This window comes from Streptomyces sp. NPDC048349 (assembly GCF_040651925.1).
GTDB lineage: Bacteria > Actinomycetota > Actinomycetes > Streptomycetales > Streptomycetaceae > Streptomyces.
Window position 1 is genome coordinate 17,112 of record NZ_JBEZLA010000060.1, and the last position, 23,628, is coordinate 40,739.

Below are 23,628 nucleotides of genomic sequence, written 5' to 3' on the forward strand. Positions count from 1 at the left end.
CGAAGCCAAGGGGGCCGCAACCACGCTGCCCCCTACCCGAACCACGCTTGTTTCCCGCCATTCCAGGCAGCGAAACCCGCCGTTCGATGTGACCTGCGCGACGGATGTCCCGCCCGGTCTGCATCTGGCGGCCGAGGAGGCGTAGCCTTTATTCCCGCTGTCCATACCTTGTGAAGCGGAAGAGGGCGGTTGCCGCCGTGTCGCCACAGTCCCCCAGTAACTCGAGCACCACGACCGAAGCAGCAGAGGGCGGGAAGACCCCTGCCTCAGGCTTCGGCGCCAATGAGTGGCTCGTCGACGAGATCTATCAGCAGTACCTCCAGGACCCGAACTCGGTCGACCGGGCCTGGTGGGACTTCTTCGCCGACTACAAGCCGGGGGGCACCGCCGCTCCGGTCAAGGCCGAAGAGCCGAAGAAGTCCCCGACACCGGATGGCGCCTCCGCACAGGCCGCCACCCCCGTCGCCGCAGCTCCGCAGGCCGTCGACGCCGCCGCCACGGGGGCGGCGCGCGCCGCGGCCCCTGCCGCCCCGAGCCCCGCGCCCACGCCCGTGTCAGCTCCTGCCCCTGCTCCTGCCACCCCCTCTGGTGCCCCTGCTGTGACTGTCACCTCCCAGGCCCCGGCCGCCGCACCGGCCGCGCCCGCCACTCCTGCTCCCGTAGCCAAGCAGGCCGCGCCCGCCACCGAGGCCCCCGCGGGCCCGGAACTGGTGACGCTCCGCGGCCCGGCTGCCGCCGTTGCGAAGAACATGAACGCCTCCCTCGACGTCCCGACGGCCACGTCCGTCCGCGCCGTCCCGGTGAAGCTGCTGTTCGACAACCGCATCGTGATCAACAACCACCTGAAGCGCGCTCGAGGCGGGAAGATCTCCTTCACCCACCTCATCGGCTACGCGATGGTGCAGGCGATCAAGGCCATGCCGGCCATGAACCACTCCTTCGCGGAGAAGGACGGCAAGCCGACCCTGGTCAAGCCGGAGCACGTCAACTTCGGCCTCGCGATCGACCTGGTGAAGCCCAACGGCGACCGCCAGCTCGTCGTCGCCGGCATCAAGAAGGCCGAGACCCTCAACTTCTTCGAGTTCTGGCAGGCCTACGAGGACATCGTCCGCCGCGCCCGCGTCGGCAAGCTGACGATGGACGACTTCACCGGCGTCACCGTCTCGCTGACCAACCCCGGCGGCCTGGGCACCGTGCACTCCGTGCCCCGCCTGATGCCCGGACAGTCGGTCATCATGGGCGTCGGCTCCATGGACTACCCCGCCGAGTTCCAGGGCACCTCGCAGGACACCCTGAACAAGCTGGGCATCTCCAAGGTCATGACCCTGACCTCGACCTACGACCACCGGGTCATCCAGGGCGCGGCCTCCGGCGAGTTCCTGCGCGTCGTCGCGAACCTGCTGCTCGGCGAGAACGGCTTCTACGACGACGTCTTCGAGGCGCTGCGCATCCCGTACGAGCCGGTCCGCTGGAACCGCGACATCGACGCCTCGCACGACGACGACGTCACCAAGGCCGCCCGCGTCTTCGAGCTGATCCACTCCTACCGGGTCCGCGGCCACGTCATGGCCGACACCGACCCGCTGGAGTACAAGCAGCGCAAGCACCCCGACCTCGACATCACCGAGCACGGCCTCACCCTGTGGGACCTGGAGCGCGAGTTCGCGGTCGGCGGCTTCTCCGGCAAGTCGATGATGAAGCTGCGCGACATCCTCGGCGTGCTGCGCGACTCGTACTGCCGCACCACCGGCGTCGAGTTCATGCACATCCAGGACCCGAAGCAGCGCCGCTGGATCCAGGACCGCATCGAGCGCCCGCACTCCAAGCCGGAGCGCGAGGAGCAGCTGCGCATCCTGCGCCGCCTGAACGCGGCGGAGGCCTTCGAGACCTTCCTGCAGACGAAGTACGTCGGCCAGAAGCGCTTCTCGCTGGAGGGCGGCGAGTCCGTCATCCCGCTGCTCGACGCCGTCATCGACTCGGCCGCCGAGGCCCGCCTCGAAGAGGTCGTCATCGGCATGGCCCACCGCGGCCGCCTGAACGTGCTCGCGAACATCGTCGGCAAGTCGTACGCGCAGATCTTCCGCGAGTTCGAGGGCAACCTCGACCCGAAGTCCATGCACGGCTCCGGCGACGTCAAGTACCACCTGGGCGCCGAGGGCACCTTCACGGGCCTGGACGGGGAGCAGATCAAGGTCTCGCTCGTCGCCAACCCCTCCCACCTGGAGGCGGTCGACCCGGTCCTGGAGGGTGTCGCCCGCGCCAAGCAGGACATCATCAACAAGGGCGGCACGGACTTCACGGTCCTGCCCGTGGCCCTGCACGGTGACGCGGCCTTCGCCGGCCAGGGTGTCGTCGCCGAGACGCTGAACATGTCGCAGCTGCGCGGCTACCGCACCGGCGGCACCGTGCACGTGGTCATCAACAACCAGGTCGGCTTCACCGCCGCCCCGGAGTCCTCGCGTTCCTCGATGTACGCGACCGACGTGGCCCGCATGATCGAGGCGCCGATCTTCCACGTGAACGGCGACGACCCGGAGGCCGTGGTCCGCGTCGCGCGCCTCGCCTTCGAGTTCCGCCAGGCGTTCAACAAGGACGTGGTCATCGACCTCATCTGCTACCGCCGCCGCGGCCACAACGAGTCCGACAACCCGGCCTTCACGCAGCCGCTGATGTACGACCTGATCGACAAGAAGCGCTCGGTGCGCAAGCTCTACACCGAGTCCCTCATCGGTCGCGGCGACATCACGCTGGAAGAGGCCGAGCAGGCGCTCCAGGACTTCCAGGGACAGCTGGAGAAGGTCTTCGCGGAGGTCCGCGAGGCCGCGGCCGCCCCCACCGGCGCCCCGGTGGCGCCCGCGCAGACCGCGCAGGAGTTCCCGGTTGCCGTGAACACCGCGGTCTCCCAGGAGGTCGTCAAGCGGATCGCCGAGTCCCAGGTCAACATCCCCGAGCACGTCACCGTGCACCCGCGTCTGCTGCCGCAGCTGCAGCGCCGCGCGGCGATGATCGACGAGGGCACCATCGACTGGGGCATGGGCGAAACCCTGGCCTTCGGTTCGCTGCTCATGGAGGGCACCCCGGTCCGCCTGTCCGGCCAGGACTCCCGCCGCGGCACCTTCGGCCAGCGTCACGCGGTCCTCATCGACCGCGAGACCGGCGAGGACTACACCCCGCTGCAGTACCTGTCGGACGACCAGGCCCGCTACAACGTCTACGACTCGCTGCTCTCCGAGTACGCGGCCATGGGCTTCGAGTACGGCTACTCGCTGGCCCGTCCGGACGCGCTGGTCCTCTGGGAGGCCCAGTTCGGTGACTTCGTCAACGGCGCGCAGACCGTCGTCGACGAGTTCATCTCCTCGGCGGAGCAGAAGTGGGGCCAGACCAGCGGCGTCACCCTCCTGCTCCCGCACGGCTACGAGGGCCAGGGCCCGGACCACTCGTCCGCGCGTCCCGAGCGCTTCCTCCAGATGTGCGCGCAGGACAACATGACGGTGGCCATGCCCACCCTGCCCTCCAACTACTTCCACCTGCTGCGCTGGCAGGTCCACAACCCGCACCACAAGCCGCTCATCGTCTTCACCCCGAAGTCGATGCTGCGTCTGAAGGCGGCGGCGTCGAAGGCGGAGGAGTTCACGAGCGGTTCGTTCCGTCCGGTCATCGGCGACAGCACGGTGGACCCGAACGCGGTCCGCAAGGTCGTCTTCTGCGCCGGCAAGGTCTACTACGACCTGGAGGCCGAGCGCGAGAAGCGCGGCATCACGGACACCGCGATCATCCGCATCGAGCGGCTGTACCCGCTGGCCGGCGCGGAACTCCAGGCGGAGATCGCCAAGTTCCCGAACGCGGCGAAGTACATCTGGGCCCAGGAAGAGCCGGCGAACCAGGGTGCGTGGCCCTTCATCGCCCTCAACCTGATCGACCACCTCGACCTGGCGGTCGGCGCGGACGTCCCGGCGGGCGAGCGCCTGCGGCGCATCTCCCGCCCGCACGGCTCGTCGCCGGCGGTCGGCTCGGCCAAGCGCCACCAGGCGGAGCAGCAGCTCCTGCTGAACGAGGTCTTCGAGGCATAGCCGCTGCGCTCGGCTCAACAGTCCGGAAGGCCCGGCTCCCCTGGGGGGGCCGGGCCTTCCGGCTTGCGTACGGGGCTTCGCGGGGGCGGCGCATTCGCCCCCCTCTCCCCACCACCGGACCCGGCGGTTGCCCACCCGCCCCCATCGGCGGTGGGGCAGGGGCTAAGGGCTTGCTGGGCGGGGTCGGGGGTGGGGCGGGGTTCCGTGGGGGCGGCCCGGGCGGTGCGGCGGTGGCTGCGGTGGTCGGGAGTCGACTGGCCTGCATCAGGGAGGGTTTGGGGGTTTCCCGCCAGTCCCATAGTCCTTCCGGGTCGGGCCGCCCTGTCAAGGGCGCTCCTTCGTCGCGTCGCTTCGCGATGGCCTTCGGCCACCCTTGACAGGCCGTCCCGCCCCGGAAAGACAAGGACTGACGGGAAGCCCCCAAAAGAACGGTCCACTGGTTCATGATCCGAGTGAGGGGCCATCAGGGACCGGCTCCCAGGTTGCAGGGAGCCACGCCCCCGCCCGGCCCCATGACCGCCGAAGGCGGGGCCGGCGGGCGCATCAAATCGCTACGCGCTCCTCACATCTCAGCGTCCAGCGGCCGTCCGGGGCCCAACCCGCACCAGACAGCGGCCAGAAGCGCATTCCACGCCGTGGGCGCGCCAGATCGCTACGCGCTCCCCACATCTCAGCGTCCGGCGGCCGTCAGGGGCCCAACCCGCACCAAACAGCGGCCAGAAGCGCATTCCGTGCCTTGGGCGCACCGGATCGCTACGCGCACCCTCGCATCTCAGCGTCCGACGGCCGTCCGGGGCTGGGATGGCGCGGGGGCCGGGCCTTCCGGCTGTCCGCGTGGCGGCATCCGCTGCCTCGGCGAGCCCGGGGTGCGCAGGCCGTCGGTACGCTGGCCGGATGATTCGGACCGTCGTTCTGGACATCGGCGAAACCCTCACCCGAGACGATCGATACTGGGCCGCGTGGGCGGACTGGCTCGGCGTGTCCCGCCACACCCTTTCGGCGCTGGTGGGTGCCGTGGTCGTGGACGGCAGAGACAATGCGGACGCGATCCGCCTCCTGCGCCCCGGCATCGACATCACCGCCGAATACGCCGCCCGCGACGCCGCGGGACGCGGCGAGCGGCTCGACGAGAGCGACCTCTACGAGGACGTCCGCCCGGCACTGAAAGGGCTCCGAGCCATCGGGGTACGGGTCATCATCGCGGGCAATCAAAGCCGCCGCGCCGGTGACCTGCTGCGTGCCCTGGACCTGCCCGCTGACCTCGTCGTCACCTCGGGCGAGTGGGGCGTGTCCAAGCCGGCGAACGCGTTCTTCGAACAGGTGTTGGCGGTGTCCGGCAGCTCTCCCTCCGAGACGTTGTACGTGGGCGACCACCCGGCCAATGACATCCACCCGGCGCGAGCCGCGGGCCTGCGCACTGCCCACATCCGGCGTGGCCCATGGGGTCACTGGTGGGCAGACGACCCCGAAGTCCGGGCCGCCGCAGACTGGTCGATCGATTCCCTTGCCGAACTGCCGGACATCGTCAAACCGTAGGAACAGGTCCCCAGTTCACGCCACGCCCACCGGTCCGCGCGGTACGGTCCGGGCATGGCCGAACACATCGGGCAGCGCATCGCCGCTCGACGGCGTGCCCGACGCATGACTCAAGCTGACCTCGCTCGCGAGGCGCACGTCTCCCTTCCCATGATCAAAGGCTGCGAGCGCGGCGTCCGTTCACCCGGGCCGTCCACGCTGGAAGCGATCGCCGCCGCTCTCGGTGTGGACGCGTCTCGCCTCGATCCGGCACACGTCGGCACCAGCCGCCGCGTCCACGCCGCACTCCCCTCGATCTCCGCGGCGATTGCCGGCTACGAGCTCGCGCTGGACCCGGCTGGCAGGCCACTGGACCAGTTGCGAAAGGACATCGATGATGCTGTGGGGTGGCGCCTTGCCGCCCAATACGGCTTGATCGCGACGCACGGCCCCAAGCTTCTGGGGGACGCGCTGGCGTACCTGCACTCGGCCTCTGGCGCCCACAGCGAGGAAGCGGCACGCCTCGTCGTCGCGGCGGCGCGAACGGCCGATGCGGTGGCCTACAAATTCGGCGCACACGATCTCTCGGCCCGGCTGATCGACGTGATGCGGTGGGCCGCCGGGCAGTCCAAGGACCCGGACCTGAGCACTAGCGTCGCCTACGTACGCGCCGAGACCTTCCTTGCCGCCCGTGCTTACCGGGCCGGCCACCTCGCGCTGGAGCGAGCCCTCGATGTGGGCCCTGCACCGAACACCGTGCGGTCGATGGCGACCCTTGGCGCACTCCACATGCGGACCGCCGTCGTGGCCGCGCGAGCAGGCAGCGCGGAGGCCGCGTACAGCCATCTGAATGAGGCCCGGACACTCGCGCAGGACGTTCCCGAGGGCATCTACCTCGGCACCTCGTTCGGACCGTCCAATGTCCGCGTCCACGAAGTGGCCGTCTCGGTCAGCCTCGGCAGGGACCACATCGGCCGCGCCCTGGACGTCGCCCGTGAATGGAGCCCGGGCCGGGAGATCCCGGCAGAGCGCCGGTCCGGATTCTGGATCGAGGTGGCGCGTGCACAACTGTGGTCCGGCAACCCCGACGAAGCCTTCAAATGCCTCAGGGAAGCCCGCAAGCACGCACCGCAACACGTACGCGAGCACCCGTGGGCCCGAGAGGACATCGGGAAGATCCGCCGACTCAAGCGTGCTGACGCCACGTCGTTGACCTCCTACGGCGAGTGGATCGACGCCATCTGATCAACACCGACAAGGGATACAGCTTGTATCCTTTGCGGCACTTGCCGCGGCACACCATCTGTCTGCCCGTACGAACAGACAGATGGGAGGGCTCGTGACCGAGCATGTCGAACGCCCCAGGCCGGATCATCCGCGGCACACCACGCAATGCCCGTGCCACCTCGGCGGACACAAGGCCTTGGCCGGGCTCAGCCAAGAACTCCTCGACCGCTCTCGGGCCGGCTGGGACCGCTTCATCGCATCCTTCGGGGAGCGGACAGATGACTGAACGCTACGAGTACGTGCCTCATCGCCTGCTCCGCCGCCGTGTGCGCGACCTCGCTTCGGGCACCGAAGGAATGCTGATGGCCGTGATCAACGAGAACGTCTCGGACTCGACTCTCCGCGACCATTGGATGGAACTGGCCTACATCCGGGTGGCCAACGGCCGCGAGTTCACCACCGCAGCCGCCAACATCGAGCCCGCCGGTAACCCCCACGGACGGCCGCCGGACGCCGAGACGTCCGAAGCGCGAGCGAGCTGACGCGCCCAAGGCGTGGAATGCGCTTCTGACCGCTGTCCGGTGCGGGTTGGACCCCGGACGGCCGCCGGACGCTGAGATGTGAGGAGCGCGTAGCGATCTGGCGCGCCTCCCGTCTCGCCAGGTACTTCTGGCCGCTGTCTGGTGCGGGTTGGGCCCCGGACGGCCGCCGGACGCTGAGATCTGAGGAGCGCGTAGCGATCTGGCGCGCTCACCGGCCCCGCAGTCCGCCCACCCACGGGCCCGGGCCGGGACATGGCCGCTGCAACCTGGGAGCCGGTCCCTGATGGCCAGTGGCTGTGATCGTGAACCAGTGGACCGTTCTTTTGGGGGCTTCCCGGCAGTCCTTGTCTTTCCGGGGCGGGACGGTCTGTCAAGGGTGGCCGAAGGCCATCGCGAAGCGACGCGACGAAGGGAGCGCCCTTGACAGGGCGGCCCGACCCGGAAGGACTATGGGACTGGCGGGAAACCCCCAAACCTTCCCTGATCAGGCCCCAGGGGCGCAGGCCCCCCGAAGCCCCCGCCCCGCCCCCCGTCCCCCCGCCCCCTACGGCTGCGGCTCGAAGTCCCAGTACGGGCGGGTCTGTTGTTTCGCGGCGACCGTGTGGACGTGCTGGGGGCCCAGGGTGCGGGTGAGGCCCTTGATGCCCGCCTCCTCGTGCTTGCCCGCCTCCGCGTCCTCCCGGACCGACCGCAGGTCGGCCGCCAGCGCGATGTGGGCGCTCAGCGTCATCGGGTGGTCCGGGCCCAGTACCTGCTCCACGGTGCGCAGCGTCTCCCGGCTCAGGGACAGTGCGTCCTCGAGGTGACCGGTGATGTTGCGGTGACCGGTGGCGTTCAGGGCGCAGCCCAGCGTCCAGGGGTGCCGGTCGCCGAGTGCACCGCGCATGCCGACCAGCGCCTGCTCCGCGAGGGAGAGGGCCTCGGCCCGCTCACCCTGCGCGCGCAGGACCAGCCCGAGGTTGCCGACCGTGCCGATGCTGTACGGGTGGGCGAGGCCCAGCTGCGACTGGTAGCCGCGGACCACGTCCTCGGAGATCCGGCGGGCCTCGCCGATGTCCCCGTACTCCCGCAGGTAGGTGGCGTAGTCGGAGGCCACCATCAGCGTCCACGGGTAGTCGACGCCGAACACGCGCGTCGCGCGCTCCCACACGGTCCGCAGCCGCAGCCCCGCGCCGGGGATGTCCCCCGAACGGCGCAGGCACAGCCCGAGGTTGTGCTCGGCGCGCAGGGTCTGGGGGTGGCCCAGTCCCAGCACCTGGGTGTTGAGCTTGACCCCCTGTTCCTGGCGGGTCTGCGCCTCGCGGTAGCGGCCCATCAGCCGCAGTCCCATGGCGCAGGCGATGCCGGAGGAGAGCGTGGAGATGTGCTGGGCGCGCAGGACGCGTTCGCGGCGGCGCAGGGTGTCGAGGTCGAGGTCGTAGGCGTCCTGGTAGCGGCCCAGGAGCCGGTAGGTGGCGGCGAGGTTGTTCTGGGCGCCCAGGGTGGTGGAGTCGTCCTCGCCGAGCAGCTCGCGGTAGGTGGCCAGGCAGTGCTCGAAGATCTCGCGGGCGGGCTCGAACTTGGCGATGCAGAGCAGGACTCCGCCGTAGGCGCTGCGGGCGCGCAGGGTCTCCAGGTCGCGGTCGCCGCGTTCGCCGGTGAGCCGGTCGGCGACGGCCTTGGTGAGTGTTTCGGCCCTGCGGAACAGGCCGAGGTTGCGCAGGGCTCCGCCGTACTGGTAGCTGAGCTCGCGGACCTTGGGGTGGTCCTCGCCGAGCATGGCCCGCCAGGCCTGGTCGGTCTCCTCGGACAGCCGCAGGCAGGTGCGGTACTCCCCGGCGAGGATCAGGTAGCGCAGGCACTGCAGCAGGAAGTTCTGGATGCGGGGGTTGCTGCTGGTGAGCACGCCGGAGGTGGCCAGGTGCGGGATGAGTTCGGCGTAGCGGGGCCACAGCCGGGAGTCCGAGGGGCGGCCCGGGTCGGCGGCGGCGAGGACCTGGCGGATGGCGCGGGCGAGCGGTTCGGCCTCCTCCGCGGAGAGGTTGTCGCGGACGATGCCGTGCACCATGCGGTGCAGTTGTACGGTCTCCAGCCCGCCGCCGCCCTCCTCCTCGGGCAGGTCGGAGTACTCCAGTCGGACGACGGAGAACTGGACGAGCTTGTTGAGGGCGGCGTTCCACCGGATCTGGTCGTTGATCAGGCCGGCGAGCTGTTCGGGTACGTCGTCGACGGGGAACTCGCGCAGCAGCCGCAGCGGGACCGGCCCGGGCGCGAAGAAGACGAACAGCCGCAGCAGGGCCAGGGCGTCGGGGAAGTTCTCCCGTACGTTGTTCAGGAGTATGGCCAGGGCGGTGGGGAAGGGCAGCGGGTAGTCGTCGGAGACGGTGACCGCCTCGCGGGAGTCCAGCCGGCGCTGGAGCAGCGCCAGGTAGTCGCCGACGGTCAGCGGGGAGTCGGCGAGCCAGCCGGCGGTCTGGTCGAGGGCGAGCGGGTAGTCCTCCAGGGCCTCGGCGAGCTGGTCGGCCTCGGTCGCGGTGAGCCGCAGGGCGCGGCGGCGGATGAAGGTGATGGACTCCGGCCGGGCGTAGAGGGGGACTTCGACGAGGCTGGTGTGCCGGGAGGCCCATTCGCGGTTCCGCGAGGTGATGATGACGTCGCCCGCGCCCGACGGCAGCAGGTCGGTGAGGTCGTCGGGGTTGTCGCAGCCGTCGAAGACCAGCAGCCAGCGGCTGTACGGGGATCCGCGCCTCAGGGCTTCCAGCACGGCCCGGATCTGCTCGCCGTAACTGCCCGCGCCGCGCGGCAGGCCGAGGGCGGGGGCCAGGTCGGCGAGGCGTTCGCGCAGGGTGGGCCGGTCCTCGGCGGGCACCCACCAGACCACGTCGTATTCGGAGGCGAAGCGGTAGGCGTACTCGGTGGCGACCTGGGTCTTGCCGACTCCGGAGAGCCCGAGCAGGGTGACGGTCGAGGCGCCGGCCGGGGCTTCGGTCAGGGCGGCGCGCAGCGTGCCGATGACGTCGTTGCGGCCGGTGAAGCGGGGGTTGCGGCGCGGGACCCGGCCCCAGATCTCGGGCGGGTCGTTGGGGAAGCGGGGCCCGCGGCGGCCGGTCTCGGTGCCGATGCGGTCGGTGGGCAGCTCGAGGCGGCGCAGCACGCGGTACTCCGCCTCGTACGCGTCCAGGCCCCACAGGTCGGTCTTCTCCAGTGCGGCGACGGCGCTGGGCAGCGGGGCGTCGGTGAGGCAGACCGCCGCGAACCGGTCGGGGTGGCGGTCGGTGACCGTGCGCAGGGCGGCGTTCCACGCCTCGTCGTCGGTGTGGGTGCCGGCGGAGAAGTAGCGTTCGCTGAGGACGAGGAGGACCCGGCTGCCGGAGCGGGCGAGGTCATCCAGGGCCTCGACGAGGCCGGGGCTGTTCTGCGGGTCCCAGCGCTGGAGGGCGACGCGGTGGCCGTGTTCCTCCAGGCGGTGGGCGATCCACACGGCCCACGGCCGGTTGAACCCGGCGAAGCTGATGACGAAGCGCTGCGGTCCAGCGGTGGTGCCCTGTTCCTGCCGACTACCGGTGGTCATGCGGCCGTCTCCCTGAAATCCGGGCAGTGGACGGGGTTGAAAAGGTACCGCAGCACCGGCTCTGGCGAAGCCCCTCAAGCCCGTACGAACGGGGCGAGTTCGGGATGGGCCTCGCACCAGGCGCGGCGCTCGCGGTCGACGGCGCGGCGGGCGGTGGCGTGCTGGTCCCCCGGCGGCGGGAGGTCGTCCATGGCGCGCTCGGCGGCCGCCATGGCGTCGGTGAACTCCCGCCCGGCGGAGGTGAGTCGGTCGTTCGCACGCAGGACGGGCAGGACGGCGGCGACCTGGGCGCGGATGCGGGCGTGCTGGGCCCAGGCGCCGCGGGCCCCGTACAGGGCGGCGCGCTGCCAGTACCCGGCCAGGGCCAGGTGGGCGTAGGCGCCGTGCAGGAGTCCCTCCAGGGGGCGCGGGTCGGCGCGCCACGGGGCCCAGTAGCGGGGGGTCCGGTCGGCGGTGTGCAGGGTGAGGACGTCGGCGAGGGCGGTGAGCTTGCCGTGCTGGACCTCGTGGACGAGGGTGGCGGCCAGGGCGGGCGGGGCCTGCGCGCGGGCCAGTACGGAACCGGCAGCCGCGGGCAGGGTGGCGCCGGTGGAGCGGGAGCCGCCGGCCAGCGGCACCACCGAGCGCAGCAGGCGCACGGTCTCCTCGGCGCGGGCGGTGTCGTAGCGCTGGAGCAGGGTGAGCGCGCCGGTCCACTGGGTGTCCCAGCGCTTGTGGCCCTTGGGGGTGAGCCGGCGCGCGGGGCGCACGGGGGCCGGCCGGGCGGAGCCGGGTGCCCGGTAGGGGTCGAGGTCGTCGAGGGCGGTCCGGCCCCCGGGCAGGGTGTGCAGGGGCAGGGTGGCCGGGTCATCCGGGTCCCAGGAGCGTTCGGTGAGGGTGAGCGGGCCGGGGCGGGCGGGGCGCAGCAGTCCGAGGGTGGGCAGGAGCAGGCGGCCGTGCACGGGCCGCAGGGTGTGGGTGAAGGCGAGTCCGGCGCGCAGGGCGGCGGCGACGGCGAGGGACCCGAGGTGGCCCAGGTCCGGCGGGGGCCCGTACGGGGCGTGCAGGCGGCGCAGGGTCTCTTCGGCCCACACGCCGGTGGCGGGGTAGTGCAGGACATCGCGGACGGCGTCCGGGGCGCGGCGTTCGGCCGCTTCCAGCAGGGCCCAGTGGTCGGCGGCCTCCCCGGCCCGGGCGCCGGGGGCGGCGTCGAGGACGGCGCGCAGCAGGACCAGGCGCTTGGAGCGGCGCACGTCGCGCACCAGGTGGGTGCCGTCGGTGCAGGGCTCGGTCGAGGCGAGGGCGCGCAGGGTGGGGGAGGAGACCGTGAAGGCGTGGAGGGCGGCCGTCATGAGGCGACCGCCGGGGGCTGGGCCGCCCGGGCGACTGCCGTGGCGATGTGCCGGATCAGGACCTGGAGGTCCGCGCAGTACACGGACGGCTGCAAGAAGCCCTCGCCCGCCCGGTAGCGGTGCGGGTAGTGCCCTCCGCCGCACACCTCGACCAGTTCGCAGGCGCGGCAGCCGGCGGCGAGCGCGTCCCGTCCGAGCTGGCGGGCGGCGAAGCCGGGGTGGTCGAGGAGCTCGTCGAAGCTGTGGGTGCGCAGGGCCATGCCGGTGCCGGCGGCGCCCTCGTAGGCGGACTTCAGCGAATCGGCCTGTTCGATGGAGCCGTCGGTCTCGATGACGGCGGTGGCGGCGGGCGTGAGTCCGAGGGTCTCGGTGGTGGCGGGCAGGCCGAGCAGCAGGGCGATGATCTCCTCGAAGATCCGGATCCGGGTGCGCCGCAGCCCGTCGTGCCACCAGCGTTCGAAGACGGCGAGGAGCCAGTCGGCGTACGGGGTCCCGCGGGGGCGGTGGCCGGGTGGCGGGGAGCTCCAGTTGGCGAGGGGCAGCAGCAGCCCGACGCTGGGCGGGGCGAAGGCCAGCAGGGACTCGTACGTCTCGACGGGGTCCTGGGCGAGGTCGACGACGCAGAGCACGCCCGCGTAGCTGTCCGGGTGCCGGGCCAGCAGCCGCAGGCCGCGGGCGGCGGCGCCGAATCCGGGGCGTCCGGCGTGGTCCACGCGGCGGGTGTTGTGTGCGGGGAGCCCCCCGTCGAGGCTGACGCCGACGCGTATCCCGGCGGCGGCCAGGGCGGCGAGGCGGCCGCGGGTGAGGAGGGTCCCGTTGGTCTGGACGGTGGCGGTGACGCGGGTGCGGGGGGCTGCCGCCGCCACGGCGGCCCGCACGGCGTCGACGGGTTCGGCGAGCCGGGCGGGCGCGGTGAGCAGCGGTTCGCCGCCGTGCAGCACCAGGTCGACGCGGGGCAGGTCGTGGGCGGCGGCGTGCTCGGCGATGCGCTCGGCGGCGCGGGCGGCGGTGGCGGGGGTCATGACGGCCGGCTGGGCGCGCCAGCCCTGGTCGGCCATCTCGTAGACGTAGCAGTAGGTGCAGGCGAGGTTGCAACGGCTGCGCGTCTTGAGGACGAACTGCCGTATGGGGTGGGGCCGGTGTCCGGCGGCCCGCAGGGCGGGCACGTCGAGCCGGGCGTAGGGCCAGGGCGCATGGCTGCGGTGCGCGGGCGGCTCGGCCGCGCTCGTGTGGGTGTGCCTCATCGCTGTACCTCCCGCCCCCGCCCCCGGACGCCGCAGGGAGTCGCCCCCTGCGGACGGTCCATCCCTGCCCTTCGGACGGCCTCGGCTAACGGCGGAAAGTGGTCAATCGGCCTGCGGGCGGGGCGACCCGGGCGGCCCGGGCGGCCGCGGCTCGGGCGGCCGCGGCTCGGGCGGCCGCGGCTCGGGCGGCCGCGGCTCGGGCGGCTGGGGTGCCCGCGGCTTAGGCGGCTGCGGCGCCTGCGGCTTGGGCGGCTGCGGCTCGGGAGGCCCGGGTGCCGCGCGGCCGGTTGGCTCCGGAGGCCCGGGTGCCGCGGCCGGTTGGCTCGGGAGGCCCGGGCGCCCGCGGCTCGGGAGGCCCGGGCGCCGCGGCCGGTTGGCTCGGGAGGCCCGGGCTCCCGCGGCTCGGGAGGCCCGGGTGCCGCGCGGCCGGTTGGCTCGGGAGGCCCCGGTGCCGCGGCCGGTTGGCTCGGGAGGCCCCGGTGCCGCGCCCGGTCAGTCGACCCCGGAGTCGAAGGCGTTCAGGATCTCCGCCGGATGGGTCACCCGCTCGACCATGCCCTCGATCACCTGGGCCAGCACGGGATGGTCGATCCCGCGCAGCGCCGCCAGGTCGAGCCCGGAGAGGTCCGGCAGCCGTGCGGGGCACGCGTGGACCACCACTGCCACGTCCTTATCCTTCGTCACCATGGGTCGCCCGTCCCCCTGTTGCTCCGGATGTTCGATGGTCCACTGCCCTTTCCCCTCCCCCGGTGCCCGGAAACGGCCGGGCCGGGGGCGCAGAGCAGCTCAGAGGGCCGCCTCCAGGGCGCGGATCCGCTCGGCGAGCGCCGCGGACCGCCCTTGCGCCTGACCGTCCGGCTCCCTCTCGTACTGCCCGTCGAAACTTCCCTGGGACCCGCCCCCGGCCCCTCCCCCGGAGCCTGCCTCATCACCTCCCCCGGAGCCTGCCTGGCTTCGCGCGCCGAGCCGTGCCCACAGCTCCAGCGCCGAGCGGTAGGCGTCCAGGGCGGCCCGGGGCCGGGCCAGCCGCTCCAGCACCTCCCCGCGCAGTTCCTGTACGCGGGCCGCCAGCTGCACGGCGAGATCCCGGCGCTCCTCCCGTTCGGCCTCCAGGGCGGCCCGCCAGGCCCGCCGGTAGGAGTCCGCCGCCCGGTCGAGGCGGTCCGCCGCCCGGGTGTGGCCGTGGATCTCCAGCTGCACGTCCGCGTGGTCCCGCCAGGCGCGGGCCCGTTCCAGCGGGCTGCGGCTCTGCCGGACGGCGAGTTCGAGCAGGTACTCCGCCTCCCGCAGGTCCACCGCGTCCCCCTCGTAGGCGTGCCGCAGCCGTAGCCCGGTGGCCAGCCGCAGCAGCCGGTGGGCCGCTCCCGGGTCGGACTGCGGGACCGCCGCCCGGCTGTCGCGCAGCACGCGTACGGCGGCCCCGGTGAACCGCCGGCCGTCCTCGGCCCGCGCCCGCTCCAGCAGGACGTCGCCCCACTCGGGCAGCAGCTCCCCGAAGGCCTCCGCGTCCCGGGGGATCAACCGCCGGGCCCGGCCGTACGCCTGGGCGGCGTCCTCCAGGGCCCGCGGGTCGGCGTCCCGCTCGTACCGGGCCCGGTGCACCCGCGCCAGGCACACCAGGGCGGCCACCCGCAGGTCGGGGTCCCCGCCCGCCTCCTCGAAGGCGTCGTGCAGCTGCCCGGCGGCCTCCTCGAGCCGCCCGGGCAGGTGGCGCAGCGCCCCGGCCAGCTCGACGCGGGTCCGGGCGCGCGTCTCCCGCCCGGCGGCGTCGGCCGCGGTCGGGCCGGTCACGGCCAGGCGGGCCGCGGCCTGTTCGGCCAGCGCCGTGCGCTCGGCCGGGGCGGGGGTGTGGGGCAGCAGGGCCAGCAGGACGCGGCCCAGGGCCCGTCGCAGCTCGGGGTGCGCCGCCCCGTCCCCGGTGGCGCCGGCGAGGGGCTCCAGGGCGGCGCGCGCCTCGCGCAGCGCGCCCGGGTCCCCGCGCAGCGCGCTCAGCCGGATCAGGGTGTCGGCCCGGCGCACCGCGCAGTCCCGCCGCAGTGCGGGGTCGGCGTCGGCGCCCGCCGCCGCGAACTCCCGGTCGGCGGCGCCCAGCAGGTCCGCCCGGGGCCCGGCGACGAGCGCCCGCTCGTACAGCACCCGGCCCAGTACGGCCCGGGCCGGGGGCGTGCCCAGGCCGGTCACGGTGCGCTCCGCCTCGGCGAGGAGTTCCGGGTCGCGCTGCACCGCCCACAGCCGCAGCAGGGCGCCGGCCAGCTCGGTCTCGGCCTCCTCGGGCGGGTCGCCGGGGCCGGCCGGGGCCGCGACGGCCCGGCGCAGGACGGCCACGGCCTCGTAGAGCGCCCGTGCGTCCCCGTCGGCGTCCCCGGTCCGGTCCCGGTCGGCGTCGGCGAGCCGCTCCCGCGCGGCGCGTACGGCTCCGGCTCTGGCGGGCGGCGCGGCCGGCGCGGCGGGCTCGCGCACCGGCGGACCCTCCTCCGGGACGCCGGGCAGGTAGCGGCGTACCACCTTGGCCGAGACGTGCGCGAAGGCCTGCGGGAGCCGCCCGGCGGGGGCTGCCCGGTCCGCGCCCCCCGTCCCGAGACCCGCTCCCATCCCCGTCCCCAGCCCCGTCCCGAGCCCGGGAGCCGGACCCGGCCCCGGACCGCCCTGGTCCGCCGTCACGGGCGGGGCTCCGGTGAGCTGCGAGACGGCGAGGGCGGGGAAGTTGCGCACCCCCCGCCCGAAGTGGGCCAGGACGTACTCCGAGCAGTGCTTGAGCACGAGAGCGGCCTCGTCCCGCCCCAGCGGCCCCAGCAGTACGTCCTGCACCCCCGGGGCGAACTCGTACCACTGCCCCGGGGTGTCGGCGCTGCGCCGCAGCAGGCCGCTCAGCAGTACTTCCGCGAGGTCCGAGGGTTCGGAGTCGGGCAGCATCGTGCGCTGCACGAGCCGCATGACGGGCAGCGTCAGCGGGGCGGCCGACAGGTACACGGCCAGTTGTACGGCCCGGGGTGCGGCCGAGGACCGGAACCGTGCCACCAGCTCGCGCGGCGGCCGTACGGCCCGGGGCGGCGGCAGGGGCGCGGCCGGATGGGCGGCCAGCACCCGGCCGACCTCGGCCGGTACCGGGCCGGTGCCGAGCCCGGCGACGAGCCGGGCCCACGCGCCCAGTGCGATGGCGCTGGGCGGCAGCACGGGCACGGTCAGCCCTCCCGTGGGCCGCCCGGGCAGCGGCGGCCGGTCTGACCGGAATTTCAGCTTCTGCCCGCTGCCGTCGATCCGGGAGAGCGTGCCGCGCTCGGTCGGCAGCCAGCTGCGGCCCCACAGCCGCTGGGGCAGCGGCTGGACGACCACGCACGGGGTGCACTCGGCCCACCGGTGCAGCAGCCGCTGCGCCGAGCCCTCGCGCCACAGCGGTCCGGTGCAGTCGGAGACCACCATGGTCAGCGCCCGTCCGGTGGGGTCGCGCAGCTGGTCCCCCGAGCGCAGCCCGGCGCCGGGCAGGGGGCTGCGGCCGAGCGCCGCCGTACCGTCGGGGAGCCGGTGCAGGTAGTGCACCTGGACGTCCCGGAAGGCTCCCAACCGCTCGCACACGGACCGTAGTTCCTCGAACATGTCCTGCCACACCGCCATCGACGGCGACGCGTCCATCACCAGCCGCACGGTGGCCTCGCGCCGGCTCTCCGGCCTGAGCACCGGGATGACCAGGCCGAGGGCGCGGGCGCTGGCCTCGGCGGTGGCCGGTTCGTCGAGCACCGTCCGGGTGGGCGGGGCCGGCGGGCGGTGCCGCTGGAGCACGCGCAGGGCCCGCTGGATCTCGAGGATGCGGGGAAGCGCGGCCGCTCCGGGCACCCGTACGGGCACCCCGCGCTCCCCCGGCGGCTCCCCTGCGGGGTCCGCCTCCGCCTCGATGGTGCGGCGCGGCCCCGGCGCGTAGAGCCTGACCGGATCCTCGGTCTCCGGCTCTTCCGGCTCGGGATCCTCGGACAGCCTGACCTCGTTTTCAGCTTCCGGTACCGGCACGGCCGCCTCCGCGCCCGGCGCGGGCGGCCCGGGCCGGCCCATCCGCCCGGCCAGCCACAGCGCGTCGGCGAGTTCCTCGGCGGACGGATCGAGCCCGGCACCGCGCAGCAGCACGGCCAGTTCACGGATACCGGGCGGTCCGGCGGGCGGCACGGCCCGTCACCTCGGGCGGTCGAGGCGCTGGATGAGCAGGTCCGCGAGGTCCTCCCGGGTGGGCGGGGCGGCGTAGTGGGTCAGGTAGACGGCATTGAGCAGCTGGTCGGCCGCGACCAGCTCGGACTGCGAGCGGCTGAGGAACTCGCGGATCAGGTCGGCCCCCAACTGGGCGGCCTCCTCCCCCAGATGGGCGCGGACCATCGTGGCGAGCCGCTTCTCGCCGGGTTGCCCCAGCTTGAGCTGGATGCAGCGCCGCAGCAGCGCGGCGGGGAAGTCCCGCTCCCCGTTGCTGGTCAGGATGATGAAGGGGAAGGCCCGGCAGCGCACCCGGCCGCCCATGACCGTCACCTTCGACCCGTCGTCGGTGAGCACCTGCACCTCGGGCTCGCTGTCGGCCACCCGTTCCAGCTCGGGAAGGGCGAACTCGCCCTCCTCCAGCACGTTCAGCAGGTCATTGGGCAGGTCGATGTCGCTCTTGTCGAGCTCGTCGACGAGCAGCACCCGGGGCCGGGCCGTCGGCAGCAGCGCGGTGCCCAGCGGCCCCAGCCGGATGTACTTCCCGATGCCCGGCGCCCCGCCCGGCGCCCCGCCGCTCGCCGCGATCTGCACGTCCTGGAGCCGGGCCAGGGCGTCGTAGCGGTACAGCCCGTCCTGGAGCACGGTCCGCGACACCACCGGCCAGCGCAGCACCCGCCCCAGCTTCAGCTCGTGGGCGACGGCGTGCGCGAGGGTCGACTTGCCCGTCCCCGGAAAACCCGTCACCAGCAGCGGGCGCCGCAGGTACAGGGCGGCGTTGATGGCCTCCAGCTCCTCCGGCTCGGGCCGGTGCAGCTCGGCGGCCTGCCGGTGGGCACCCAGCCGCCGGGCGACGTTCCCGTCCGCCGCCGCTGCCGGACCGCCCGCCTCCCCCACGGGCCCGCCGTCGAAGTCCCGCCACGGCGGCGGATCGGGCAGGGCCTCGATCCCGTCGTGGGGCTCGCCCACCCCGCGGTATATGAGCCATTCGTCGTTCATGGGTGCTGCTCCCTCCTGCCGGTCACAGGTCGCCCTGGAGCGGCTCGTCCTCGGGCAGGGCGCGTGCGGGGTCGTTCCAGACGAGCGCCGTCCCCGCCGCCCAGTACGCGTCCGGGTCGGCCCCGTACGCCCGCCCCCGCAACGCCTGCAACCGCAGCGGCAGCACCTCCGCCCGTCCGGCGTCGGCCAGTTCCTCCCGCAGCCCGCGGTGGAAGGCGGCGCACGACACGCCCTGTTCCGCCGGGGGCCGCCGGCACACCACCACCCCGTACCCGGCGTCCCGGACCTCATGCAGGGAGCCCAGCGTGGGCTCGTGCGCCGCCGCCCGGCAGTGCACCGGCACGGTGTTGTCGGGGAGCCCGGCCAGCCAGGCCGCGGACGGGCTGCGCGGCCGCCCCCGTACACAGTCGGCCCGTTCGTCCAGCAGCGGCCCCGCATGCACGCGCGCCCACCGCGCGGCCACCGCGGGCGCGGGGTCCCCGGCCGGGTACCGGAACACCACCGGCCGCTGCACCCCCACCGGCACCCTGCCCACGAGCACCCACTCGTCCACCGCGAGCCCGAACAGCTCGGGGGCGACGGCCACTTCGAGCGGGGCCGCCGCCTCGTGGGTGTCGCAGCGCCGGAACGCCTCGGCCAGCGGGGCCCGCAACGCCTCCGGCAGGCCCGCCTCAGTGGCCCGCACGCCGGAGTCCACCGGGGTCACCCGCCCGGGACGGTCCGGGCCCGCCAGCACCGAGACCCGCCAGTCGCAGACGTCCTCCCAGCCGTGCGCCCACACCTCCAGCAGCACCGACGCCCCGGACGGCAGCCCGCCGGACGGCCGGACCGGCCCGCGCACCGCTTGCCCGGCCGAGGCCCGCCGGCGTCGCTCCCGCTCGGCCAGCCCGCGCTCGTGGCGCTCGCCGAGCTCGCGGCGCAGCGGGCGCCACAGCCGCTCGGCGGTGGCCCGCACCCAGTCCCACAGCTCCTCGTCCGCGCCCGGCGTCGGCGGCTCGCGGTAGTCGGCCACGCTCACGTCCGTCGCGTACCGCAGCATGGCCGCGGCCTCCCCCGCCCCGCCGGGCGGGTCGTGCAGCAGCCCCAGGCCGTCGCGCCAGCTGAGCGGGGCCAGCGGATGCGGCTCCGGCTCCTCCCCGCGCGCGGCCTCCACCAGGGCCCGTACGACCTCCGAGGAGCCGGGCGGGGGCAGTTCGGCGAGCAGCCCGCACAGCGTGGTGCGTTCGCCGGGGGTGAGCCGGCCGCGCCCGCCGTACGGGTCCCCTTCCCCGGGCGGGAGTTCGCCGTGCACGTCCGTCCAGGTCCGGCGGCTGTTGAGGTCGCTCAGGTGCTGGTCGTAGTGGTACAGGTCGTGGGCCTGCATCACCCGGCGGTAGAGGCCGGTCTGTCCGCGCAGGGGCATCGGCAGGGTGCGCAGCTGCACGACGGACACGGCGAGTCCGCCGCCGCCCGTGTGCCGCCGGGCCTTGACCACGCCGACGACCTCGCCGCGGACCAGGTCGACCACCGGCCCGCCGGACATGCCGGGCTCGATCGCGTCGTCGTCGCCGAGCCGGATGGCCGCGCCGTGGCCCGCGGTCCCGCGCAGCCGGGTGGTGCGGCCGGTGATCTCGGGCATGCCGAGGTCCTCGGTGCAGCCGAAGTACGCGACCTCGTCGAAGCGCGGCCGGGAACGGTCGGTCAGCCAGACGCAGGCGTGCGAGACGGGGGCCAGGACCCGGATCAGGGCGAGGTCGGGCAGGTCCCACAGGGCCCGCGGCCCGGGGCGGCGCTCCTCCAGGCGCTCGGGCAGGACGCACTCCACGCGCCCGGTGACCGTGCCGGTGGAGCCGTTGCCCCCGGAGGAGAAGGTGATGCCGACCTCGCGCCCCGTCAGACGCACCGCAGCACCCCCTTCACCGACGACGTGCGCGCACGTCAGGACCCAGCCGGGGGCGATGAAGAACCCGCTCCCCCAGGTGGGTCCGGTCCCAGCCGTTCCATACCCGTCCGGCGGGGCGTGGACGCGTACGGTCGCCGCTTGGACGAGGGGCTCCAGAAGCTCGAAGGCGCGCGCGGAACCGACCGTGCGCCCTGGCGTCATGCGCGCCCCCCAGCTCGTGAGGCGTCCAGGCTAGCGCCGGAGCCTGGCGGGGCGGGAGGTCTTGCCGCGGCGCGGATTATCCTGGCGGGAAACACCCCCTGACCATCCTCATCACGGCACGGAGCCCGACTTGTACTTCACCGATCGCGGCATCGAGGAGCTGGAGAAGCGGCGCGGCGAGGAGGAGGTCACCTTCGAGTGGCTCGCCGAGCAGCTGCGCACCTTCGTCGACCTCAACCCGGACTTCGAGGTCCCGGTGGAACGCCTGGCCACCTGGCTGGCACGCCTGGACGACGAGGACGACGACGCCGACGAGTGAGCGGACCTGCGAGAACCCCGCACACGGACGACCGCACGAGAACGGCCCGGCTGCCGGTGGGCAGTCGGGCCGTTCTCGTGGTTCCGTCGCCCGCCGAAGACGGCGCGGGCGCGGGGACCGGGCGCCGGATCAGGCGGCCTTGGTCTCCCAGAAGATGCGGTCGATCTCGGCGATGAGCTCGAGGGCCTTCTGGCCGGTGGCCGGGTCGTTCGACGCCTTGGCGGCCGAGAGGGCCTTCAGGGTGTCGTTGACCAGGGTGTGCAGCTGCGGGTACTTCTCGAAGTGCGGCGGCTTGAAGTAGTCGCTCCACAGCACCGAGACGTGGTGCTTGGCCAGCTCGGCGCGCTGCTCCTTGATGGTGATGGCGCGCGCGCGGAAGTCGGCGTCGTCGTTGGCCTGGTACTTCTCCTGTACGGCCTTGACGGACTCGGCCTCGATGCGGGCCTGGGCAGGGTCGTACACGCCGCACGGCAGGTCGCAGTGGGCGGAGACCTTCGCCTTGGGGGCGAAGAGGCGGGAAAGCATGGAGTGTGTCCTCCTCGTGATCGTCTTCTCAAGGGGGAGATTACTCGCTCGGAATCCCGTTTTCGCGGTCGCCCCCATGGGCTTAGGACAAAAGTCCAGGCTCGCGTGCGGACCGGTGAGCGAATGTACGGGGCCGTACGGCAGCATGCGGGGGGTGACGAGGAGGTCGGGCATGACGGAGATCGGGCGCCCGCGCAAGCGGTTCGAGGTGGTGGAGGTGGCGGGGCCGTCGATGGTGCCCACGCTGCTCCACGGCGACCGGCTGGTGGTCCGCTACGGGGCGGCGGTCCGTCCGGGTGACGTGGTGGTGCTGCGCCACCCGTTCCAGCAGGACCTGCTGGTGGTCAAGCGGGCGGTGGAGCGGCGTCCGGGCGGCTGCTGGTGGGTGCTCGGCGACAACCCGTACAACGAGACCGGCGACAGCACCGTCTTCGGGCCGGTGCCCGGGGAGCTGGTGCTGGCGACGGCGGTCCTGCGCTTCCGGCCGCGCGAGGAGGGTCAGCGGTCGCTGAGGGCGCGGCTGTCGTGGGCGGTTTCGGCGCTGCGCCCGCTGCGGGCGGACGCCTCGGCCTCCAGCCGCTTGCGGGCGCGGTAGGCCGCCACGTTCGCCCGGGTGGCGCAGCGGTCGGAGCAGTAGCGCCGCGAGCGGTTGGTGGAGGTGTCCAGGTAGGCGTTGCGGCAGGGTGCGGCCTGGCACAGGCCGAGCCGGTCGGGTCCGTGCTCGGTGAGGTGGAAGGCCAGTCCGAAGGAGGCCATGGCGGCGTAGCCCGCGGAGGCGTTCGAGGGGTGTTCGGCGAGGTGGATGTGCCAGTCGGGGGCGCCGTCCTCGCCGAGGGTCTGGTGGCCGGAGACCTGCGGGCTGACGGGGAACTCCATGAGCAGCGAGTTGAGCAGGTCGACGGCGAGGACGTGGTCGCCGCCGTCGGCCGCCTCGAAGACGGCGCGCAGCCGGCCGCGGACGTTGCGGAAGCGGGTGACGTCGGTCTCGGTGACCCGGCGGGCCATCTGCACGCTGGCGCCGAACAGGGCGCGGACGGCGTCGACCGAGGTCAGCGAGTCCTTGTTGCGGGCCGGCTCCTCGGTGTTGACCAGGCGCACGGCGAAGTCCGAGTAATGGGCCAGTTCCACTTGTAGTCCTTACGGCTGCGGATTAGTGTCTACGGTAACGGCTGAGACGTATTCGAGGGTATTACGTACAGAGGGGTTCGCGAGGGTGGATACGGCAGGGACGACCGATACCGGTGCCTACTGGCAGGCCTGGCAGGACAGCTGGGACCGCCAGCAGGAGTGGTACATGCCCGACCGCGAGGAGCGGTTCCGGGTGATGCTGGACATGGTCGAGGCCCTGGTCGGCCCCGCCCCCCGGGTACTGGATCTCGCGTGCGGTACGGGAAGTATTACGGACCGGGTGCTCAAGCGGTTCCCGGAGGCCACCTGCACGGGCGTCGACCTCGACCCGGCGCTTTTGGCCATCGCCCGCGGCCACTTCGCGGGCGATGACCGGGTCGCCTTCGTGACGGCGGACCTCAAGGACCCCGACTGGCGCGCGGCCCTGCCCCACGACACGTACGACGCGGTCCTGACGGCGACGGCCCTGCACTGGCTGCACGCCGAGGACCTCGCCGTGCTGTACGGGCAGCTCGCGCTGCTGGTCCGCCCGGCCGGGGTGTTCATGAACGCCGACCGCATGCCCGACCCGGCCACTCCCCGCATCGACGCCGCCGAGCGCGCTCACCGGCACGCCGGGATGGCCCGCGCCAAGGCGTCCGGTGTGCCCGACTGGGCCGAGTGGTGGGCCGGGGCCGCCGCGGATCCGGTTCTGGCCGGGGCCGTGGAGCAGCGCTTCGCGATCTTCGGGGAGCACGCCGACGGCGACACCCCGTCCGAGGCCTGGCACGTCCGCACCCTCCTGGCCACGGGGTTCGCGGAGGCCCGCACGGTCTGGCGCTCCCCCTCGGACGGGCTGGTCCTGGGCGTGAAGTAGGGCCGGCCGGCAGCCCGGAGCAGGGACCGGGAACGGCGCAGGGGCGGTACGGGATTCCCGTACCGC

Annotated in this window: 15 protein-coding genes and 1 pseudogene; 7 read left to right on the top strand and 9 right to left on the bottom strand. The window is 73.6% G+C overall.

Annotated elements, in window-relative coordinates:
• Positions 1–197 precede the first annotated feature (197 nt).
• The 4 genes and pseudogenes from AB0D44_RS27395 (at position 198) to AB0D44_RS27410 (ending at position 7,383) form a co-directional block, all read left to right on the top strand.
• Positions 198–4,070: a multifunctional oxoglutarate decarboxylase/oxoglutarate dehydrogenase thiamine pyrophosphate-binding subunit/dihydrolipoyllysine-residue succinyltransferase subunit gene (locus AB0D44_RS27395; protein WP_362595697.1), complete on the top strand. Its 3,873-nt coding sequence runs from the start codon at positions 198–200 to the stop codon at positions 4,068–4,070.
• A gap of 894 nt (positions 4,071–4,964) precedes the next feature.
• A complete protein-coding gene (locus tag AB0D44_RS27400) occupies positions 4,965–5,606 on the top strand; it encodes an HAD family hydrolase (protein ID WP_362595699.1) in 642 nt (213 codons plus the stop codon).
• Between the two features lie 54 nt (positions 5,607–5,660).
• The gene (locus tag AB0D44_RS27405) at positions 5,661–6,830 is read left to right on the top strand and encodes a helix-turn-helix transcriptional regulator (protein ID WP_362595701.1); all 1,170 of its coding nucleotides are present in this window, start codon (positions 5,661–5,663) and stop codon (positions 6,828–6,830) included.
• Between the two features lie 260 nt (positions 6,831–7,090).
• Positions 7,091–7,383 (top strand): annotated as a pseudogene (locus AB0D44_RS27410) (hypothetical protein).
• Between the two features lie 515 nt (positions 7,384–7,898).
• Here AB0D44_RS27410 and fxsT read toward each other — a convergent pair.
• The 7 genes from fxsT to AB0D44_RS27445 all read right to left on the bottom strand — a co-directional run bounded on the left by fxsT (position 7,899) and on the right by AB0D44_RS27445 (position 20,734).
• Positions 7,899–10,904 (bottom strand): FxSxx-COOH system tetratricopeptide repeat protein, encoded by a 3,006-nt coding sequence (gene fxsT / locus AB0D44_RS27415; protein ID WP_362595702.1) that lies wholly within the window; start codon positions 10,902–10,904, stop codon positions 7,899–7,901.
• Positions 10,905–10,978: 74 nt separating this feature from the next.
• A complete protein-coding gene (locus AB0D44_RS27420) occupies positions 10,979–12,235 on the bottom strand; it encodes an HEXXH motif domain-containing protein (protein ID WP_362595704.1) in 1,257 nt (418 codons plus the stop codon).
• The gene (locus AB0D44_RS27425; RefSeq protein ID WP_362595706.1) at positions 12,232–13,479 is read right to left on the bottom strand and encodes an FxsB family cyclophane-forming radical SAM/SPASM peptide maturase; all 1,248 of its coding nucleotides are present in this window, start codon (positions 13,477–13,479) and stop codon (positions 12,232–12,234) included. The genes AB0D44_RS27420 and AB0D44_RS27425 overlap by 4 nt, the downstream gene beginning before the upstream one ends.
• Positions 13,480–13,971: 492 nt before the next feature.
• Positions 13,972–14,166: an FxSxx-COOH cyclophane-containing RiPP peptide gene (gene fxsA / locus AB0D44_RS27430; RefSeq protein WP_362595708.1), complete on the bottom strand. Its 195-nt coding sequence runs from the start codon at positions 14,164–14,166 to the stop codon at positions 13,972–13,974.
• Positions 14,167–14,265: 99 nt separating this feature from the next.
• Positions 14,266–17,634 carry an SAV_2336 N-terminal domain-related protein gene (locus AB0D44_RS27435; RefSeq protein WP_362595710.1) on the bottom strand — a complete coding sequence of 1,123 codons (3,369 nt, stop codon included), beginning with the start codon at positions 17,632–17,634 and terminating at the stop codon, positions 14,266–14,268.
• Between the two features lie 6 nt (positions 17,635–17,640).
• Entirely contained in the window at positions 17,641–18,651 is a 1,011-nt protein-coding gene (locus AB0D44_RS27440) for a MoxR family ATPase (protein WP_362595712.1), read from the bottom strand.
• 22 nt (positions 18,652–18,673) lie between these two features.
• A complete protein-coding gene (locus AB0D44_RS27445; protein ID WP_362595713.1) occupies positions 18,674–20,734 on the bottom strand; it encodes a trypsin-like peptidase domain-containing protein in 2,061 nt (686 codons plus the stop codon).
• A gap of 130 nt (positions 20,735–20,864) precedes the next feature.
• Between AB0D44_RS27445 and AB0D44_RS27450 the strand changes: the two genes are divergently transcribed.
• Entirely contained in the window at positions 20,865–21,053 is a 189-nt protein-coding gene (locus AB0D44_RS27450) for a DUF6104 family protein (protein ID WP_030709801.1), read from the top strand.
• Between the two features lie 129 nt (positions 21,054–21,182).
• On the opposite strand, the gene sodN is transcribed toward AB0D44_RS27450, so the two are convergent.
• Positions 21,183–21,578 carry a superoxide dismutase, Ni gene (sodN, locus tag AB0D44_RS27455; protein WP_136215065.1) on the bottom strand — a complete coding sequence of 132 codons (396 nt, stop codon included), beginning with the start codon at positions 21,576–21,578 and terminating at the stop codon, positions 21,183–21,185.
• Positions 21,579–21,750: 172 nt separating this feature from the next.
• Here sodN and sodX point away from each other — a divergent pair, with 172 nt between their 5' ends.
• On the top strand, positions 21,751–22,173 hold the full coding sequence (sodX, locus tag AB0D44_RS27460) for a nickel-type superoxide dismutase maturation protease (protein ID WP_362595715.1): 423 nt from the start codon (positions 21,751–21,753) through the stop codon (positions 22,171–22,173).
• Here sodX and AB0D44_RS27465 read toward each other — a convergent pair.
• Positions 22,077–22,706, bottom strand: coding sequence for a CGNR zinc finger domain-containing protein (locus AB0D44_RS27465; RefSeq protein ID WP_362595717.1), 630 nt, complete (start codon positions 22,704–22,706; stop codon positions 22,077–22,079). The genes sodX and AB0D44_RS27465 overlap by 97 nt on opposite strands.
• Before the next feature lie 166 nt (positions 22,707–22,872).
• Between AB0D44_RS27465 and AB0D44_RS27470 the strand changes: the two genes are divergently transcribed.
• Positions 22,873–23,562, top strand: a complete 690-nt coding sequence (locus AB0D44_RS27470; RefSeq protein WP_362595729.1) for a class I SAM-dependent methyltransferase — start codon at positions 22,873–22,875, stop codon at positions 23,560–23,562.
• The last annotated feature ends 66 nt before the right edge of the window (positions 23,563–23,628 follow it).

Bases quoted from the DNA above. Each gene is read 5' to 3' on its own strand.
- AB0D44_RS27445 (WP_362595713.1), bottom strand. From the start codon at position 20,734: ATGACGCCAGGGCGCACGGTCGGTTCCGCGCGCGCCTTCGAGCTTCTG.
- AB0D44_RS27400 (WP_362595699.1), top strand. From the start codon at position 4,965: ATGATTCGGACCGTCGTTCTGGACATCGGCGAAACCCTCACCCGAGAC.
- AB0D44_RS27425 (WP_362595706.1), bottom strand. From the start codon at position 13,479: ATGAGGCACACCCACACGAGCGCGGCCGAGCCGCCCGCGCACCGCAGC.
- AB0D44_RS27405 (WP_362595701.1), top strand. From the start codon at position 5,661: ATGGCCGAACACATCGGGCAGCGCATCGCCGCTCGACGGCGTGCCCGA.
- sodN (WP_136215065.1), bottom strand. From the start codon at position 21,578: ATGCTTTCCCGCCTCTTCGCCCCCAAGGCGAAGGTCTCCGCCCACTGC.
- fxsT (WP_362595702.1), bottom strand. From the start codon at position 10,904: ATGACCACCGGTAGTCGGCAGGAACAGGGCACCACCGCTGGACCGCAG.
- sodX (WP_362595715.1), top strand. From the start codon at position 21,751: ATGACGGAGATCGGGCGCCCGCGCAAGCGGTTCGAGGTGGTGGAGGTG.
- AB0D44_RS27470 (WP_362595729.1), top strand. From the start codon at position 22,873: ATGCCCGACCGCGAGGAGCGGTTCCGGGTGATGCTGGACATGGTCGAG.
- AB0D44_RS27440 (WP_362595712.1), bottom strand. From the start codon at position 18,651: ATGAACGACGAATGGCTCATATACCGCGGGGTGGGCGAGCCCCACGAC.
- fxsA (WP_362595708.1), bottom strand. From the start codon at position 14,166: ATGGTGACGAAGGATAAGGACGTGGCAGTGGTGGTCCACGCGTGCCCC.
- AB0D44_RS27420 (WP_362595704.1), bottom strand. From the start codon at position 12,235: ATGACGGCCGCCCTCCACGCCTTCACGGTCTCCTCCCCCACCCTGCGC.